Source organism: Paraburkholderia sp. RL17-380-BIE-A, assembly GCF_046028085.1.
Taxonomy (GTDB): domain Bacteria; phylum Pseudomonadota; class Gammaproteobacteria; order Burkholderiales; family Burkholderiaceae; genus Paraburkholderia.
Map to the genome: position 1 here is coordinate 177,327 of NZ_JARESQ010000003.1, position 16,951 is coordinate 194,277.

Here is a 16,951-nt window from a genome sequence, read left to right on the forward strand (position 1 = left end):
TTTTGGCCGAGTGGCGTTAGCATTGCGAAGGTTTTCCCGGCACCACTATTAAATGCTGAGGAAGATTGAAACCTGTGAAATCACCTCTCTCGGACCGGACCTTGAGCCGGTTTTGCTTGCGCTTTGCCATGAGCAGGTAAAAGTATTTGATGATTACGATAAGGGAATAATTGTGTCCAAGGCAGAAGCGTCCGTTGATGAGCTCGTATCGATGATCGAGCGTGGCGAACTTCGACTCCCTGAAATGCAGCGGCAGTACGTCTGGCGTTCAACGCGCGTTCGGGATTTGCTCGACTCCCTTTACCGCGGTTACCCTTCCGGTGCGATTCTGCTTTGGGAAACTAATGAAGAGATCGCTTTGCAAGATTTTGCGGTCAGCCAAAGCGCGAATCCGTATAAGAGCACACGTCTGTTGCTCGACGGCCAACAAAGGCTTACGTCACTGTCCGCTGTCATCAGAGGGGAGCCCGTCCGGGTGCGCGGACGACAGCGTCCAATTGACCTTCTTTTCAATCTTGAACATCCTGATCAGCTCACATTGATCACTGAGGTCGAAGAAAGCAGTCTCAACACGGAAGACGTTGAAGATGATGACGATATTGCGAATGAGGATGCAGATTCTGACGAAGATGAACTTCTCAAGCGATTCAACAAAATGACCTTTGTGGTATCGACGCGAAAGCTGGAGCAAATGCCCCAATGGGTAAAAGTCTCGGAAGTATTCAAGAATGACAGTGACGCGCCTTTTCTCAAACACGCCGGTGTTTCGGATTTCGATGACCCGCGGTATGAGCGATACAGCCAACGTTTAGCGAAGCTCCGGGCCATACGCAAGTACGTGTATCGGATGGACGTACTCGAGCGCACCCTGTCGTACGATGAAGTTACTGAAATCTTTGTTCGAGTTAACTCACTGGGCGCAAAGCTCAGGCGCTCCGATTTAGCGCTCGCTCAAATTACGGCGAAATGGCGACACTCGCTCCAGACATTTTTGGATTTTCAGGCCGACTGCGCAAAAAGGGGATTCGATCTTGATCTCGGACTTCATCTCAAGAACCTCATGGCTTTTGCGACAGGGCAGTCGCAATTCTTGACCGTGGGCAGTCTGTCGGCAAACAAATTAAAAACGGCTTGGAAGAGCTCGTGCGAAGGCATGCATTTCGCGCTGAATTTCCTGAAGAGCAACGTGGGGATCGAAAGTCCGGTTCTTCTATCTTCGCCTTTTTTGTTGGTCGTCTTGGCTTATTTTGGACATTTGCACAAATATAAGGTGAAAGCCCAAGAAGCCTCTCAATTACGCTATTGGATCTTGGTCGCCAATGCCAAAGGTCGCTTTTCTCGCGGATCGAGCGAAACGATCCTTAATCAGGATCTCGCAATCCTTCGCGACGGCGGCAATGTTCAAGACCTTATCGACAGGCTGAGATTGCAATTCGGGCGCCTTGACATCGCTCCCGAAGAGTTGGAGGGGCGAAGCCAGCGCAGCGCACTCTTCAAGACGATGTTCCTTGCGTTTCGCGCAGCGGATGCAAAAGATTGGCGTTCAAACCTTGCAATTGCACTAGATCATTCAGGGAGCCAGCATCACCTACAGTTTCATCACATCTTCCCGAAAAAACAACTTTGCAAGGATTACTCCGTGCGCGAGGCCGATGATATTGCGAACTTAGCTTTTATCGGCGGAAAGACAAATCGTGCGATCAGCGACAAGCTGCCTTCCAAATATCTGCCATCCTATATAGAAGAGCACGGACGCGGGCCGTTTGTCGCTCAGGCAATTCCGACAAAAGATTCATTGCTTGAGTTGTCAGCGTACAAGCAGTTCCTGACACAACGGCGCAAGTTGATCGCCGCCAGGCTCAATGAGTTTTTGGAAAACTGCCGGGTGTGACGAGGTCGGATCATGCGAAACTTGCGGGATCTGCTGACGAGTGGAGAGCGACTACTTCTCATAGGCCTCGATGCGCTCAATGCGGCAACCGCACATCAAGCCTGAACGTCACCAGCCTTGCAAGCAGGATAAAGGCGGTGGCGATCAGCACGCTATACACCGTGTCGAAGTCGAAGTAATCCATCAGCACATACAGCCAGCAGCCGACGAACGCGCAGGTCGCATACGGCCGCGAGTCACGCAGAATCAGCGGCACCTCGTTGCACAGCACGTCACGAATCACGCCGCCGAAAACCCCCGTCAGTACACCCATCAGCACCGAGGTGAACCACGGCATTTGCGCGTCGTGCGCGATCGATGTGCCGGCGATGCTGAAGAGCCCAAGGCCGATCGCATCCGCGACCAGCAGAACCCGTTCGGAAAGCAGACGCGAGGTCATTTTCAACAGCATCGGCGCGAACAGCGACATCACGAAGATCGCGATCAGGTAGCCTTGATGCTCGACCCAGTAAAACGGCCGCCGCTCCAGCAGCACGTCGCGCAACGTGCCGCCGCCGAAGGCCGTGGCGATCGCCACGAGAAACGTGCCCACGGTATCGAGCCGGCGGGTTCTGGCTTCGATGAAACCGGAAATGGCGTATGCAAAAATCGCCAGCGCCTCCATGAGGGTCAGCGCGAGGGTCAGCCTCGGATGGATCACCGCGGCTCCGTCAGGTTCTGGCGTGAGCCGGCAACGCGCCCGGCTGCAGCAGCACGACCACCGCGCCGGCGCCGCCGTCATGCGGGCGCGCCTGGCAGAACGCGATGACCTCGGACTTCTGCACGAGCCATGCGCGTACTTTGCCTTTCAACACCGGCTCCTTGCCGATGGATCCCAGACCTTTGCCGTGGATCACGCGCAAACACCGCAAGCCGCGCTTCACCGATTCGCGGATGAACTCCGCCAGCGCCTCGCGCGCTTCCTCGCGCCGCATGCCGTGCAGGTCGATTTGCGCCTGCACGATCCAGTCGCCGCGCCGCAGCTTGCGCACGACTTCCTGGCTCACGCCGGGACGGCAGTAGGACAGCGTCTCGTCGGTGTCGAGCAGGACTTCGGGATCGTACTCGTCCGAGATCGCTTCGTGCAGCACGGCTTCTTCGTCGAGTCTGGTTTGCACCGGCAGCGGTGGCGGCGGATTGCGCGGCAGCGTGGCGCGCGGCGGCACGGCTAGCGGCGCGACCGCCCCAATCTCGCGGCGAAACAGATCGGCGTCCGCCGATGCTTCGCGCTGCGCGGCCGCGGCGGCCGCCTTTTCACGCTCGCGCCGTTGCGTGTCGACTTTGAGCGCATCGCGCAATGCGCCGAGGCCGGCGAGACCGGCGGCCGGGTCCACCTTCGGCTTGACGGCGGGCGCAGCCGGTTCGGGCGCGGGCCGCGCGGCGGCTCGCGCGCGCTTCGGTTCGCTCGGATGGGGCTGATTCTTCGGCATAGGGGTAAGACACGCAGAAAAGTGGACCGGTCGCGCGACGTTTGCTTGCGACCGGAATGCAAAAAGGCCGCCGGCTTGTCAGCCGCGGCCTTTCTTCTGACAGGCGGCCGGGCTAAGCCCGACCGTCATTTTACCGTTGCGCCAATCTTCCTGACCGGCTCGCTGGCCGGCGCGGCTGATTAACGCTCGGCTTCCTGGCTCATGGCGTGCTCGCCGACCATCTCGTCGATGGTTTCCAGATAGCGCTGCGCGTCGAGCGCGGCCATACAGCCCGTGCCCGCGCTGGTGATCGCCTGACGGTAGACGTGGTCCTGCACGTCGCCCGCCGCGAACACGCCCGGCACGCTGGTGGCGGTCGCAAAACCATTCAGGCCGCCCTTGGTGATGATGTAGCCGTTCTTCATCTCCAACTGGCCCGCGAAAATATCCGTGTTCGGCTTGTGGCCGATCGCGACGAACAGGCCCTGCAGCGCGATGTCTTCGGTGGCGCCCGTTTTCGTGTTCTTGATGCGCAGACCGGTCACGCCGGACTGGTCGCCGGTCACTTCTTCGAGCGTGCTGTCCCACTTGATCTCGACCAGGCCTTCCTTTTCCTTCGCCAGCAGACGGTCGATCAGGATCGGCTCGGCGCGGAACTTGTCGCGGCGATGGATCACCGTCACCTTCTTCGCGATACCCGACAGGTAGAGGGCTTCCTCGACCGCGGTATTGCCGCCGCCGATCACGGCCACATGTTGTTGCTTGTAGAAGAAACCGTCGCAGGTGGCGCAGGCCGACACGCCCTTGCCCATGAACGCTTCTTCCGACGGCAGGCCGAGGTACTGCGCCGAGGCGCCGGTCGAGATGATCAGCGAGTCGCAGGTGTATTCGCCCGAATCGCCGATCAGGCGGATCGGTTTCTCATCCAGCTTGGCCGTATGGATGTGGTCGAAAATGATTTCGGTGTTGAAGCGCTCGGCGTGCTCCAGGAAGCGCGCCATCAGTTCCGGGCCTTGCACGCCGTTGGCGTCGGCAGGCCAGTTTTCGACGTCGGTCGTGGTCATGAGCTGGCCGCCTTGAGCGAGGCCCGTGACGAGCACCGGCGCGAGGTTCGCGCGCGCCGCGTAGACCGCAGCCGTATAGCCGGCGGGACCGGAACCGAGAATCAGAACCTTGGCGTGTTTCGTGGAAGTTGCGGGCATGATCGAATCCTTTTACGGCGCCCGGCTCGCCCATGCGAGGCCGCGCGACTTGAGCTGAAGCTATAGTTGGGTATCAGTCCGGCATTATAAAGGGCGAGGCGCCGGCCCGCTCCATGAAGCTTTCCGATCGCACCGATAGCGTCGCCTCGCCCCCGCAGCGCCTTTCTGTGGCCAAACGGCCAAGTTACCGTCATTTACAGCCTCGCGCGGGACACTGCGTTTACAATAGACCGGATCGAAGTTCCCGGAAGCCGGGATCGGGCCCGAAGCCCCGCCGATCGAGGTTCGGCCACGGTTCAGGCAACTACCCGGACCGGGAATCGGGCACACACGCAACAGGATCAATGGCAAAAGCTCCCTATTCCGCGAGCGCGCAGGCATTGCCGCACCGCATGTCGCGCCTTTTCACCGAAATCCGCTGGATCCTGCAGGTGGCGCTCGGCGTCTTCCTGCTCATGGCGCTCGTCAGCTATAGCCGGCGCGATCCGAGCTGGACCCATGCCGCGCAGGTCGACCATATCGCCAACTGGGCGGGCCGCGTCGGCGCGTGGACGTCGGACATCCTGCTGTTGCTGTTCGGCCTGTCCGCCTACTGGTGGATCGTGCTGCTCGGCCGCCATATCTCCGCGAACTACAAGCGCATCACCCGTCACGAGGAAGAGCAGGAAGACGTGCCGCGCGAGAGCTGGCTTGCCGACGCGTTCGCCTTCATGCTCGTGCTGCTGGCGTGCGACGGCATCGAGGCGTTGCGCATGTGGTCGCTCAAAGTGCAGTTGCCGCGCGCGCCGGGTGGCGTGATCGGCGAGGCCGTTGCTCGCGGCGTGTCGCATGCGCTGGGTTTCACGGGCGGGACGCTGGCGCTCTTGATCGTGCTCGGCATCGGCCTGTCGCTGTATTTCCGTTTTTCGTGGCTGTCGGTGTCGGAGAAGGTCGGCGAATCGATCATTTCCGCGGTGACCTTCGCCAAGCTGCGCCGCGAGGCCGGCCGCGACCGCAAGTTGGGCGAAGCGGCCGCCGTCAAGCGCGAAGGCAAGGTCGAGAAGGGCCGCGTGCGGATCGAGGAACACGAGCCGGTCATGATCGTGCCGCCGGTCGTCACGCCGGCCAAGTCGGAGCGCGTCGAGAAGGAGCGGCAAGTGCCGCTCTTCACGGACCTGCCGGGCGATTCCACCTTGCCGCCCATTTCGCTGCTCGATGCCGCGCCCGCCGCGCAGGAAACCATTTCCGCGGATACACTGGAATTCACGTCCCGTCTGATCGAGAAAAAGCTCAAGGACTTCGGCGTCGAAGTCAGCGTGGTCGCGGCGTATCCGGGCCCGGTGGTCACGCGCTATGAAATCGAGCCGGCCACGGGCGTGAAGGGCAGCCAGATCGTCGGTCTCGCCAAAGACCTCGCGCGTTCGCTGTCGCTCGTGTCGATCCGTGTGGTCGAAACGATTCCGGGCAAGAATTTCATGGCGCTGGAGTTGCCGAACCAGCGTCGGCAGACCGTGAGTCTCTCGGAGATTCTCGGCTCGGCGGTGTATGCGGATGCCGCGTCGCCGCTGACCATGGGCCTCGGTAAAGACATTGGCGGCAAGCCGGTGTGCGCCGACCTCGCGAAGATGCCGCACTTGCTGGTGGCCGGTACCACGGGCTCGGGCAAATCGGTGGGCATCAACGCGATGATCCTGTCGCTGCTCTACAAGGCGAGCGCCGATCAGGTCCGCATGATCCTGATCGATCCGAAGATGCTGGAAATGAGCGTCTATGAAGGCATTCCGCATCTGCTGTGTCCGGTGGTGACGGATATGCGCCAGGCCGGTCACGCGCTGAACTGGGCGGTCGCCGAAATGGAGCGCCGCTACAAGCTCATGAGCAAGCTCGGCGTGCGTAACCTCGCCGGCTACAACAACAAAATCGACGAAGCCGCCAAGCGCGAAGAAAAGCTGCCGAATCCGTTCAGCCTCACGCCGGACGATCCGGAACCGCTCACGCGCCTGCCGAACATCGTCGTGGTGATCGACGAACTGGCCGACCTGATGATGGTGGTCGGCAAGAAGGTCGAAGAGCTGATCGCGCGGATCGCGCAAAAGGCGCGCGCGGCCGGCATTCACCTGATTCTGGCAACGCAGCGTCCGTCGGTGGATGTGATCACTGGTCTCATCAAGGCCAACGTGCCGACGCGGATGGCGTTTCAGGTGTCCTCGAAGATCGACTCGCGCACGATTCTCGACCAGCAGGGCGCGGAATCGCTGCTCGGCATGGGCGACATGCTGTATCTGCCGCCTGGCAGCGGCTTGCCGGTGCGCGTGCACGGCGCGTTCGTGTCGGACGAGGAAGTGCATCGCGTCGTCGACAAACTCAAGGAGCAGGGCGAGCCGAACTATATCGAAGGCATTCTCGAAGGCGGCGTGACGGGCGAGGGCGACGAAGGCTCGGCGGGCGCCGGGGGAACCGGATCGGGCGACGGCGAGTCGGACCCGTTATACGACCAGGCAGTCGACGTCGTGCTGAAGAACCGCCGCGCGTCCATCTCGCTGGTGCAGCGGCATTTGCGCATCGGCTATAACCGCGCGGCGCGCCTGCTCGAGCAGATGGAGAATTCGGGCGTGGTCTCGGCCATGTCATCGAACGGCAATCGCGAGATTCTGGCGCCGGCGCGGGAAGCGGAATAAGCCGACGGGCAGCGAGATCGCAGCGAGGCGGCGAATATTCTCGCCCCGGCGCGGCAGCGCGGATTGACCGACGGCAGCGAGCTCGCAAAGAAGTGGCGAATGCACTGTCGGCGGCGAGACGCGGACGCCTCGTTAGCGTCGCCACAAGGAAAGCAAGCCACGCGTCGCGGCGTTGAGGCGTCGCTACCACTGCGAAGGCTCGTTTGGCGAGCCATGCTTTGCGTCTGTGAAGGGCCGGTCGCTACCCTAAGGCTCGTTTAAGGCGGGGTGGCTAAGCTGCCCCTACACGCTTGGGTACGGCGAATGGGACGCAGCCTCGCTGGCATCGCGGCAGCCCCTCGCCAATGGTCGCGCAGGCATCGCCCAATGCGCAAGCAAGCGGTCACGACCGCTCAACGAATTCAATCAAGGGAGAAAACTATATGCAGCTATTCGCGCAGCAGCACGCTCGAGAGAAGGCTCAATCCGGCCGTTTCGGCCAACTCGCGCGGACCCTCGCGCGTGGCGTGGGCAGTGTGGCGATCGGCGCATCGGTGCTCTTCGCATCGCAGGCATTCGCGAGCGGCACCGAGCAGCTGAAAGCGTTCGTCGCGCAAGTGCATTCGGCGCGCGGCACCTTCGTGCAGCAGGAAGTGCGGGCGCCAAGCAAGGCGCAGCAGGGCGCGAGCGGCACGCTGACCACCACGGGCACCGGCAAGACCGGCACGTCGAGCGGCACCTTCACCTTCGCGCGCCCCGGCAAGTTCATCTGGCAATACGAGAAGCCCTATGCCCAACTGCTGCAGGCGGACGGCGACAAGCTCTACGTGTACGACAAGGATCTGAATCAGGTGACAGTGCGTAGTCTCGGTGGCGCGCTCGGCGCGAGCCCGGCGGCGATCCTGTTCGGCAGCAACGATCTCGACAAGAACTTCACGCTGCGTGACGCGGGTGTGAAGGCCGGCATCGACTGGCTCGAACTGACGCCGAAGGCGAAAGACACGCAGTTTCAGCGCGTGGGGATCGGCTTCAAGGACGGCAATCTCGAAGCGATGGAATTGCACGACGTGTTCGGCAACGTCACGCTGCTGACCTTCTCGAACATTCAGAAAAACCCGCCGCTGCCGGCCGACGCGTTCAAGTTCACGGTGCCCAAGGGCGCGGACGTGATCAACGGCTAAACCGCCTGCGGGTGGCATATGACAGGCAGAAAGCCGCGCTCCGTGCGCGGCTTTTTTCATGGCGGGCCGCTAGCGTTGCCGCTACTCATCCACCTGCAAAACCTGCACGGGATGCGCGGCCTTCATATCGTCGATAAACGCTTCGACAATATCCGTGCGATGCTGCCGTGCGCGCGTGACCATATGAAACGCCACGCGGTAGCGCATCTGCGCCGGATTCAGCGCCGCGAGCAGCCCTTGCTTGACGAACGGCGCTGCGAAATGCCCCGGCAGATACCCGAGGTGATGCCCGGAGAGCACCAGCATCGCGACCGCTTCCATGTTGTCAGCGACGGCGGTGACATTCTGCGGCGTGGTCGAGCTTTCGGCTTCGGGCAGCGGATAACTGCGCCACGCCCACTCGTGCTGTGCAGCCTCGGCTGGCGGCACCTCGCCCGCTTGCGCGAACAGCGGATGCCCTTTCGCGCAATAAGCGAACTGATCTTCCGCGAACACCTCGGTATATTCGAGCGACGGCACGCGATGCCAGAAATAGCCGATGCCGATCTGTATCCGCCCATTGAGCAGCAGTTCTTCGAGTTCACCCGGCGAGCGCACCAGAATCGAAAACCGCACCGATTGATCGCGTGCCCGGAACCGTCCGATCGCATCGCTGATGCGCGCGCTCGCCGACACCGGCGTGTGGCCGATCATGCCGATGTCGAGCGTGCCGACCAGCTTGCGGCCCACGTTGCGCGCCTGCATGCCGAAGTTGTCCACGGCCGACAGCAGCGCGCGGGCGGCGTCGATGAACTGCTCGCCGCGCGCGGTCAGGCTGAAGCCGCCGCGGCCGCGCTCGCACAGCCGGTAGCCGAGGCGCGTTTCAAGTGTGGCAAGCTGCGTGCTGATGGTCGACTGGCCGACGTTGAGGGTCGCCTGGGCCGGCGACACGCCGCCCGCGTCGACAATGGCAAGAAATACGCGTATCAGCCGCAGGTCGAGATCGGTGAGTTGGGAGAACATGGGTCGTCAGGATACATCGCCGGGAATCAATGTGAAGTTTATTCTGTTGCTATTTTAACTTCTGGGAAACTGCTCAAGAATCGAGATTCGCCCGGCAAGGTGCGGTTCAGATGCTTCTCCTCGGCCGGTCTGCAAGATTTTGCTTGCTGCCCTTTTTCATTGCCGAGACACGATGAATACCTCTTCCTTCATTAATCCCGAAGCCGGTGAACGGCCGCAGCCGCTGTCCGGCAACGCGATGCCCCGCTGCGGCGGCATTGCGACGATGATGCGGCTGCCGAACGTCGGCTCGGCCGAAGGGTTCGACGCCTGCTTCGTCGGCGTGCCGTTCGATCTCGGCACCTCGAACCGCACCGGCGCGCGCTTCGGGCCGCGCCAGATTCGCAGCGAGTCCGTGCTGCTGCGCCCCTACAACATGGCGACGCGCGCCGCGCCGTTCGATTCGCTGCGCGTGGCCGATCTCGGCGACGTGGCGATCAATCCGTACAACCTGCACGATTCGATCGCGCGCATCGAAACCGCGTACGACGAAATTCTTCAGCACGATTGCAAACCGATCACGCTGGGCGGCGATCACACCATCGCGTTGCCGATCCTACGCGCGATTCATCGCAAGCACGGCAAGGTCGGCCTGATTCACGTGGATGCGCACGCCGACGTCAACGATACGATGATGGGCGAGAAGATCGCGCACGGCACGCCGTTCCGCCGCGCGGTGGAAGAGGGCTTGCTCGATTGCGATCGGGTCGTGCAGATCGGTTTGCGCGGCACGGGATACGCGGCGGAAGACTTCGACTGGTGCCGCGATCAGGGCTTCGAAGTCGTGCAGGCCGAAGCCTGCTGGAACCAGTCGCTCGTGCCGCTGATGGCGCGTGTGCGCGAGCGCATGGGCGACGGCCCGGTATACATCACGTTCGACATCGACGGGATCGATCCGGCTTTTGCGCCTGGCACGGGCACGCCGGAAATCGCCGGTCTGACGGTGCCGCAGGCGCTTGAAATCATTCGCGGCTCGCGTGGACTGAATATCGTCGGTTGCGATCTGGTCGAGGTCGCGCCGCCGTACGATCCGTTCGGCACGACCGCGCTGCTCGGCGCGAATCTCGCGTTCGAATTGCTGTGCGTGTTGCCGGGCGTCGAGTATCGGGCTTCCACGCGTTGAAGTAATCTCGCAACGTCTCGCAATGAAAAAAGGCCTGCAAATGCAGGCCTTTTTGCGTTTCTGAACGACTGCCGCGACTACCGCGACGGCCGTGCCTCAAGACTCACGCATACGCCGTCTTGCGCGCCGACACGAACGCCAGATAGCACACCGCGCCGATCACCAGCGCCGGCAAGGTCGCGCCGAGATTCGGCAGCCACTGGTTGATCGCCTGATATGCGGCGATGCCGATGGCCCACGCGAGAAACGCGCTCAAATGCCAGCCGCCCGAGAAGCCGTAACGGCCGCGCACGTCGGCGAGCGCGGCCACTTCGATACGGCGCTTGCGCAAGATGAAGTGATCCACCAGCACCACGCCGAACAGCGGCGCGAACACCGAGCCGATCAGCAGCAGGAAGTTCTGATACTTCGCCATCGGCACGGCCAGGGCGATCAGCGTGCATAGCGCGCCGAACGCCGCCGACAGAATGGGCACGCTGCCGCGCGTCCAGAACGTGCCTGTCGACACCGCGGCGGAGTGAATGTCGGCGAACGCGTTGTCGACTTCGTCGATCAGGATCAGCAGCAGCGCGAGGCCGCCGCCGGCTTGCGCCAGGGCGCCCGTCAGCAATGCGTCGCCGCCGCCCGCCGCGAGGCCGTAGATCGCGCCGAGCGCGTAAAACCAGATGTTGGCGATGCCGTAGCCGAGCAGCGTGCCGCGGAACGTTTCACCGGGACGCCGGCCGAAGCGCGTGTAGTCGGCGATCAGCGGCAGCCACGACAACGGCATGGCCACCACCAGATCGATGGCGCCGCCGAACGACATCTCGCCCGTGCCGGGGCGGCGCATCAGCGCGGCCAGATCGTGTGTGGCGAGCAGATTCCACGTGAGCCACGCCGCGCCCGCGAGCAGCAGCCAGATGCCCCACGTGCGCAGAAAGCGCCGCACGAACGAGAGCGGGCCGCTGATCGCCAGCAGCGTCGCGAGCAAGCCGAAGATCACGGTCCAGATGAGCGGCATGGAGAGGCCGAAGGCCTGCTTGGCGAGGGCGTCGGCGGAATCGCGCATGACGATCACTTCGAACGAGCCCCAGCCGACCAGTTGCACCGCGTTCAGCACGGCGGGCACCGACGCGCCGCGTACGCCGAGCGTCGGGCGCAGCGACGACATCGCCGCGAGCCCCGTATCCGTGCCGATCACGCCGGCCAGCGCCAGTAGCACCACGCCGATCACGCTGCCGATCACGATCGCCAGCAACGCGTGCGGCAACGACAGCCCCGGCACCAGCAGCGCACCCGCTTGCGCGACCAGCAGGCCGATGCCGAGCGAAAACCAGAGCGCGAACGCGTCGCCGGTGCGGAACGCGCGGCGCGCATCGGGCACCGGCGTGAGCGGCGCGTAGGTGGAACCGGCGTCGCCGGCGATTGGATCTTGTGCCATCTGGTCTTGTCCCTGTTGGTGTTGCTTGCCGACTTGCCTGCGAAGTTGCGTCGGCGGTTGCGTTTGCTGTTATGTCCGCGGTGGGGCTTCGCTTGCGTGTCCGGTTGCGCTGTGCTGTTGCTCGGTCCGCTCGCGCCGTCCTCTTGTGTCGTCCGTCCGCGCTATCCATTTCCGGATTTTTGCACGGCCTGCGCCACCCGAGTCGTCCCGGCGCGTCGCGCGGCCTCTTCGTCCGGGCGCCGTCACTGTCATAATGCAGGACGTTGCCCGCACTTTCGCGTGCTGGCGTGGCTCACCGGCAGTACGCCGCCTTCACACGGACCGCGTCCGGAAAAGCCGAGATTATCCCCAAAACGTCATGTTTGAAGAAACCCGTGCCAATGTTCCGCTCGCCGAACGCCTGCGGCCCCGCAATATCGACGAAGTGATCGGCCAGAAGCACCTGCTCGGCCCGAACAAGCCGCTGCGCGTCGCATTCGAATCAGGCGAAGCCCATTCGATGATCCTCTGGGGCCCGCCCGGCGTCGGTAAAACCACGCTCGCCCGGCTCATGGCCGATGCCTTTCACGCTGAGTTCATCGCGCTGTCCGCGGTGCTCTCGGGCGTGAAGGATATCCGCGAGGCGGTCGAGACCGCGCAGATTCATCGCGCGAACGGGCATCAGACGCTCGTGTTCGTCGACGAAGTGCATCGCTTCAACAAGAGCCAGCAAGACGCTTTCTTGCCGCACGTCGAATCGGGGCTGTTCGTGTTCGTCGGCGCGACGACCGAGAATCCGTCGTTCGAAGTGAATAGCGCATTGCTCTCGCGTGCTGCCGTTTACGTGTTGAAAAGCCTGACAGACGAAGAGCAGCGCGAATTGCTCGAGCGCGCGCAAAAGGAACTCGGCGGCCTCACCTTCACCGACGAAGCCCGCGACGCGCTGATCGGTTCTGCCGATGGCGATGGCCGCAAGCTGCTGAACAACCTCGAAATCGTCGCCCGGGCGGCTTCGCAGCAGAAAACCACCGAGATCGACGGCGCCTTGCTCGGCAGCGCGCTCGCCGAAAATCTGCGCCGCTTCGACAAAGGCGGCGACGCATTCTACGACCAGATCAGCGCGCTGCATAAATCCGTGCGCGGCAGCAGTCCGGACGGCGCGCTGTACTGGTTCTGCCGCATGCTCGACGGCGGCGCGGACCCGCGTTATCTGGCGCGCCGCATCGTGCGCATGGCGTGGGAGGATATCGGTCTCGCCGATCCACGCGCCGCGCGCATCGCGCTCGACGCCGCCGAGACCTACGAACGCCTCGGCACGCCCGAAGGCGAACTGGCCCTGGCGCAGGCCATCATCTATCTGGCGGTCGCGCCGAAGTCGAATGCCGGGTACAACGCCTATAACGAGGCGCGCCGCTTCGTCGGCAAGGATCAGTCGCGCGGCGTGCCGGTGCATCTGCGCAACGCGCCGACCAAGCTGATGAAGGAACTCGGCTACGGTCACGAGTACCGCTACGCGCATGATGAACCCGATGCGTACGCGGCCGGCGAGACCTATCTGCCGGAGAACATGCGCGATCCGCATTGGTACGAGCCGACGCCGCGCGGTCTGGAGGGCAAGATCGGCGACAAGATGGCACGTCTGGCCGAACTCGACGCGCAGTGGCGCAGCGAAAACAAGCCGAAGAAAGGTTGAGGGTTGGCGGCGGCATTCACACGCTGACCATCTAACGCACCGGCCGCGCGCGCCGGTGCGCTAAAATCCCACCTTCATACAACGAACACCCGCCCCATCCCATGCTCGACATTCAGCTGCTGCGCAAAGACCTCGACGGCGTCGCCAAGCGCCTCGCCGACCGCGGCTATACCCTCGACGTGGCGGCCTTCACCGCGCTCGAAGCGGAACGCCGCGACACCCAAACCCGTACCGAAGAAATGCAGGCGCGCCGCAACAGCCTCTCCAAGCAGATCGGCGCGATGAAAGGCAAGGGCGAGGACACCTCGGCGCTGATGGCCGAAGTGGGCGGCATCGGCGACGAGATGAAGGCGTCGGCGGCCAGGCTCGACGATATCCAGAAGCGTCTGTCGGACCTGCTGCTCGGCGTGCCGAACCTGCCGCACGAAAGCGTGCCGATGGGCAAGGACGAAACCGAAAACGTGGAAGTGCGCCGCTGGGGCACGCTGCGCCAGTTCGAATTCGAGGTGAAGGATCACGTCGATGTCGGCACGCCGCTCGGGCTCGACTTCGAGACCGGCGCGAAGCTCTCGGGCGCGCGCTTCACCCTGCTGCGCGGCCAGATTGCGCGGCTGCATCGTGCGTTGGCGCAGTTCATGATCGACACGCACACGCAGCATCACGGCTATACGGAGGTCTACACGCCGTATATCGTGAATCCGGAAATTCTGTACGGCACCGGCCAACTGCCCAAATTCGCCGACGATATGTTTCGCGTCGAGAAGGGCGGTGAGGAGAACACGGTCACGCAATATCTGATTTCCACGTCGGAAATTTCGCTGACGAACACGGTGCGCGACAGCATTCTCGAAGCGGACGCTCTGCCGATCAAGCTGACCGCGCATTCGCCGTGCTTCCGCTCGGAAGCGGGCTCGTACGGCCGCGACACGCGTGGTCTGATCCGCCAGCATCAGTTCGACAAGGTCGAGATGGTGCAGATCGTCGCGCCGGAAGCGTCGTACGACGCGCTGGAACAGATGGTCGGCCACGCTGAGACGATTTTGCAGAAGCTGGAACTGCCGTACCGCGTCATCACGTTGTGCACGGGCGACATGGGCTTTTCGGCCGCCAAGACATACGACCTGGAAGTGTGGGTGCCGGCGCAGAACACGTATCGCGAAATTTCGAGCTGCTCGAACACGGAGTCGTTCCAGGCTCGCCGCATGCAGGCGCGTTATCGCAATGCGCAGGGCAAGCCGGAACTGGTGCATACGCTGAACGGTTCGGGTCTGGCCGTGGGCCGTACGCTCGTGGCGGTGCTGGAAAACTTCCAGAATGCCGATGGTTCGGTCACCGTGCCGGCGGCATTGCGGCCGTACCTCGGCGGTGTGGAACGGTTGGAATTGCCGGCTGCCTGATTCGAGCGTGGCTGGCCGCCAAGTCCCATTGAAAAATTTTTGACGAGGGGCTTGGAAAAGCAATTCAGCTGTTCTATAATCTTTCTCTCCCAAGCAACGACCCGCTTGGATCTGACGAAGCAGCGACCTCGGCAACGTGGCTACTGCAAGTTGGAAGACCCGGAAAGGTGGCAGAGTGGTCGAATGCGCTGGACTCGAAATCCAGTGTACCTTTAGGGGTACCGTGAGTTCGAATCTCACCCTTTCCGCCAAATTTAAAAACCCCGCAGAATGAAAATTCTGCGGGGTTTTTGCTTTGCGGCTCACGAATCGACTATCAAAATAGTTTCCTGCATCTAGGGGGCGTTTGCTGCACGTTAACCGCTTCGTGCATGATTCCCGTTCCTGCGTGGGTCAAGCGTGACGCGATTGACCATCATTTTTCGGATGCTTATGAAATCCCTTTTTGCCGTTGCGCTTCTCGCTCTGCCTTTGGCCGTCCATGCGGAAGTGACGAGTGAAACGTTTTGCTTCAGTTCTGGCGGTGCCAAGTCAGTCAACTTCGAGATGCGCACGTATTACGATTCGTCCAGCAAATTCTCGGCCGGATTCGTCAGATACCAGAACGCGAAGCAGCCGATCCCGCTTGTGCTCGCCAATTCTGCAAGCGACACGCTCGAAAAGAATGCGCCAGATCAGGAAACCACGACGTGGATCGAGGTATTCAGCGGACAAGTGTCCGGCGAGTACGAAATGATCACTCAAGGAACGGACGTGTCCTCCATGGTCTACACCAGCAAGAAGAAAAATCAAAAGATTGGATTCCTGCTTAATACCGGTGCGATGGCGCCGGGTAGTTGCAAGTGGTAACTCGTCTAATGCGCAGACTAGGCTTGAGTCATGGTTCCGACACGGTCCACAAGCCGGCGTAATCGTGCATAGCGACCCATGGTAGCCAGTATTGCACCGGCCTGCTTCAGGACACGTTGAAGACCTGCGGCATGCGTTCGTCGATGAGCCGACGTGGAAATAGTTGGGATAATCCGCCGACGGAAAGTCTATCGGTTTCGCTGAAGGTAGCACGCATGCACGGACGAAACTTCGCCACCCGGCGAGCAGCAATGGATGAGGTGATTGACTGGTTGGGCTTTTGCAATGCGCGCCGGTTACATTCAGCGCTTTTAAAAACTCATGGTCTGATCAGTGCCGTATCGTTTGGCGAGATCAAAACCCACGCGACGCCGCTCCTCAAGCCTGTTGCCAGCCCCTATCGCAAAGAGTGTTGGCAAATCTCCGATGAGCTCGCGGGAGCAATCGCACAAGTACAGCGCTCAGTGCAGGTCTCTCTCGCCAACATTCAATCGCGGCTTGACGTAAAAGGCGAAGATGGCGCTCCGACGGGGGAAAGGTTATTTCTCTATCAGCCTCGCTCGTTCCTAGTCATTGGTTCGCTTGCGGAATTTCGGACGCAGCACGGGATCAACGAAGAGAAGTATTCGTCATTTGAGCTTTTCCGCAGAAACGTGACTGCCCCCGAAATCATCACCTTTGACGAACTTTTGGAGCGGGCGCGATTTATAGTTGAGGCCGGGGAGCGCAAACGCCCCGCTGTGTGAGAGTCTGGCTAACGTGGGTCGTCATGATCAGCGCATGCTCGCTTTACTGTCGCGGTCCCGACGCCAAACTTTTCCGCAGTTTCGCGGATGCTTGCGCCCGTTTCGGCGCCGCCGCACTTATAGCGATATTTCCCGTTTATCGTCATCGGGTACCGCATTGTTGCTCGGGTCGGCAACCATCCGCCTGCTGACGTCGGCCGTAATGGGCAAAAAAGCCTGTTTTGCCATTGCTGAATTATCAAGGTTTCAAGGAAACGTGCAGATACGTTTTTGTGATTTTTCATCAAAAGGCAACCGGGTCATTTCGCCCTCATGGAGTCAACCGTGCTTTCCCATTTGACAAGG

12 protein-coding genes, 1 tRNA gene and 2 pseudogenes are annotated in these 16,951 nt (G+C 61.7%); 9 read left to right on the plus strand and 6 right to left on the minus strand.

Annotated elements, in window-relative coordinates; translation table 11 throughout:
• Positions 1 to 52: 52 nt before the first annotated feature.
• Entirely contained in the window at positions 53 to 1,891 is a 1,839-nt protein-coding gene (locus P0D68_RS05980) for a GmrSD restriction endonuclease domain-containing protein (protein ID WP_408468131.1), read from the plus strand.
• A 76-nt stretch (positions 1,892 to 1,967) separates the two neighbouring features.
• Here P0D68_RS05980 and P0D68_RS05985 read toward each other — a convergent pair whose 3' ends face one another.
• The 3 genes from P0D68_RS05985 to trxB all read right to left on the minus strand — a co-directional run bounded on the left by P0D68_RS05985 (position 1,968) and on the right by trxB (position 4,541).
• Positions 1,968 to 2,588: a trimeric intracellular cation channel family protein gene (locus P0D68_RS05985; RefSeq protein WP_091800716.1), complete on the minus strand. Its 621-nt coding sequence runs from the start codon at positions 2,586 to 2,588 to the stop codon at positions 1,968 to 1,970.
• Between the two features lie 13 nt (positions 2,589 to 2,601).
• The gene (locus tag P0D68_RS05990; protein ID WP_408299326.1) at positions 2,602 to 3,360 is read right to left on the minus strand and encodes a Smr/MutS family protein; all 759 of its coding nucleotides are present in this window, start codon (positions 3,358 to 3,360) and stop codon (positions 2,602 to 2,604) included.
• A 179-nt stretch (positions 3,361 to 3,539) separates the two neighbouring features.
• Positions 3,540 to 4,541: a thioredoxin-disulfide reductase gene (gene trxB, locus P0D68_RS05995; RefSeq protein WP_091796355.1), complete on the minus strand. Its 1,002-nt coding sequence runs from the start codon at positions 4,539 to 4,541 to the stop codon at positions 3,540 to 3,542.
• Between the two features lie 344 nt (positions 4,542 to 4,885).
• Here trxB and P0D68_RS06000 point away from each other — a divergent pair, with 344 nt between their 5' ends.
• Both P0D68_RS06000 and lolA read left to right on the plus strand, forming a co-directional pair.
• Positions 4,886 to 7,198: a DNA translocase FtsK gene (locus P0D68_RS06000; protein ID WP_091796353.1), complete on the plus strand. Its 2,313-nt coding sequence runs from the start codon at positions 4,886 to 4,888 to the stop codon at positions 7,196 to 7,198.
• 422 nt (positions 7,199 to 7,620) lie between these two features.
• The gene (lolA, locus tag P0D68_RS06005; RefSeq protein ID WP_408299329.1) at positions 7,621 to 8,358 is read left to right on the plus strand and encodes an outer membrane lipoprotein chaperone LolA; all 738 of its coding nucleotides are present in this window, start codon (positions 7,621 to 7,623) and stop codon (positions 8,356 to 8,358) included.
• Positions 8,359 to 8,439: 81 nt separating this feature from the next.
• Here the strand turns inward: lolA and P0D68_RS06010 are convergent, their stop codons facing one another.
• Positions 8,440 to 9,360 carry a LysR family transcriptional regulator gene (locus tag P0D68_RS06010; RefSeq protein WP_091796351.1) on the minus strand — a complete coding sequence of 307 codons (921 nt, stop codon included), beginning with the start codon at positions 9,358 to 9,360 and terminating at the stop codon, positions 8,440 to 8,442.
• Positions 9,361 to 9,532: 172 nt separating this feature from the next.
• On the opposite strand from P0D68_RS06010, the gene speB reads away from it, so the two are divergent.
• Complete coding sequence (gene speB / locus P0D68_RS06015; protein WP_091796349.1) at positions 9,533 to 10,522, plus strand: agmatinase; 990 nt, start codon at positions 9,533 to 9,535, stop codon at positions 10,520 to 10,522.
• Between the two features lie 103 nt (positions 10,523 to 10,625).
• Here speB and cytX read toward each other — a convergent pair whose 3' ends face one another.
• The gene (gene cytX / locus P0D68_RS06020; protein ID WP_408299332.1) at positions 10,626 to 11,942 is read right to left on the minus strand and encodes a putative hydroxymethylpyrimidine transporter CytX; all 1,317 of its coding nucleotides are present in this window, start codon (positions 11,940 to 11,942) and stop codon (positions 10,626 to 10,628) included.
• Positions 11,943 to 12,300: 358 nt separating this feature from the next.
• On the opposite strand from cytX, the gene P0D68_RS06025 reads away from it, so the two are divergent.
• The 5 genes and pseudogenes from P0D68_RS06025 to P0D68_RS06045 form a co-directional block, all read left to right on the plus strand.
• Complete coding sequence (locus tag P0D68_RS06025) at positions 12,301 to 13,614, plus strand: replication-associated recombination protein A (RefSeq protein WP_091796345.1); 1,314 nt, start codon at positions 12,301 to 12,303, stop codon at positions 13,612 to 13,614.
• A gap of 101 nt (positions 13,615 to 13,715) precedes the next feature.
• Positions 13,716 to 15,011 (plus strand): serine--tRNA ligase, encoded by a 1,296-nt coding sequence (serS, locus tag P0D68_RS06030; protein ID WP_408299334.1) that lies wholly within the window; start codon positions 13,716 to 13,718, stop codon positions 15,009 to 15,011.
• A 161-nt stretch (positions 15,012 to 15,172) separates the two neighbouring features.
• Positions 15,173 to 15,262, plus strand: a tRNA-Ser gene (locus P0D68_RS06035).
• A gap of 181 nt (positions 15,263 to 15,443) precedes the next feature.
• On the plus strand, positions 15,444 to 15,860 hold the full coding sequence (locus tag P0D68_RS06040; RefSeq protein WP_408299336.1) for a hypothetical protein: 417 nt from the start codon (positions 15,444 to 15,446) through the stop codon (positions 15,858 to 15,860).
• 28 nt (positions 15,861 to 15,888) lie between these two features.
• Positions 15,889 to 16,606, plus strand: a pseudogene (locus P0D68_RS06045) (Shedu immune nuclease family protein); the annotation flags it as partial.
• Between the two features lie 8 nt (positions 16,607 to 16,614).
• On the opposite strand, the pseudogene P0D68_RS06050 reads toward P0D68_RS06045, so the two are convergent.
• A pseudogene (locus P0D68_RS06050) lies at positions 16,615 to 16,719 on the minus strand (recombinase family protein); the annotation flags it as partial.
• Positions 16,720 to 16,951 lie beyond the last annotated feature (232 nt).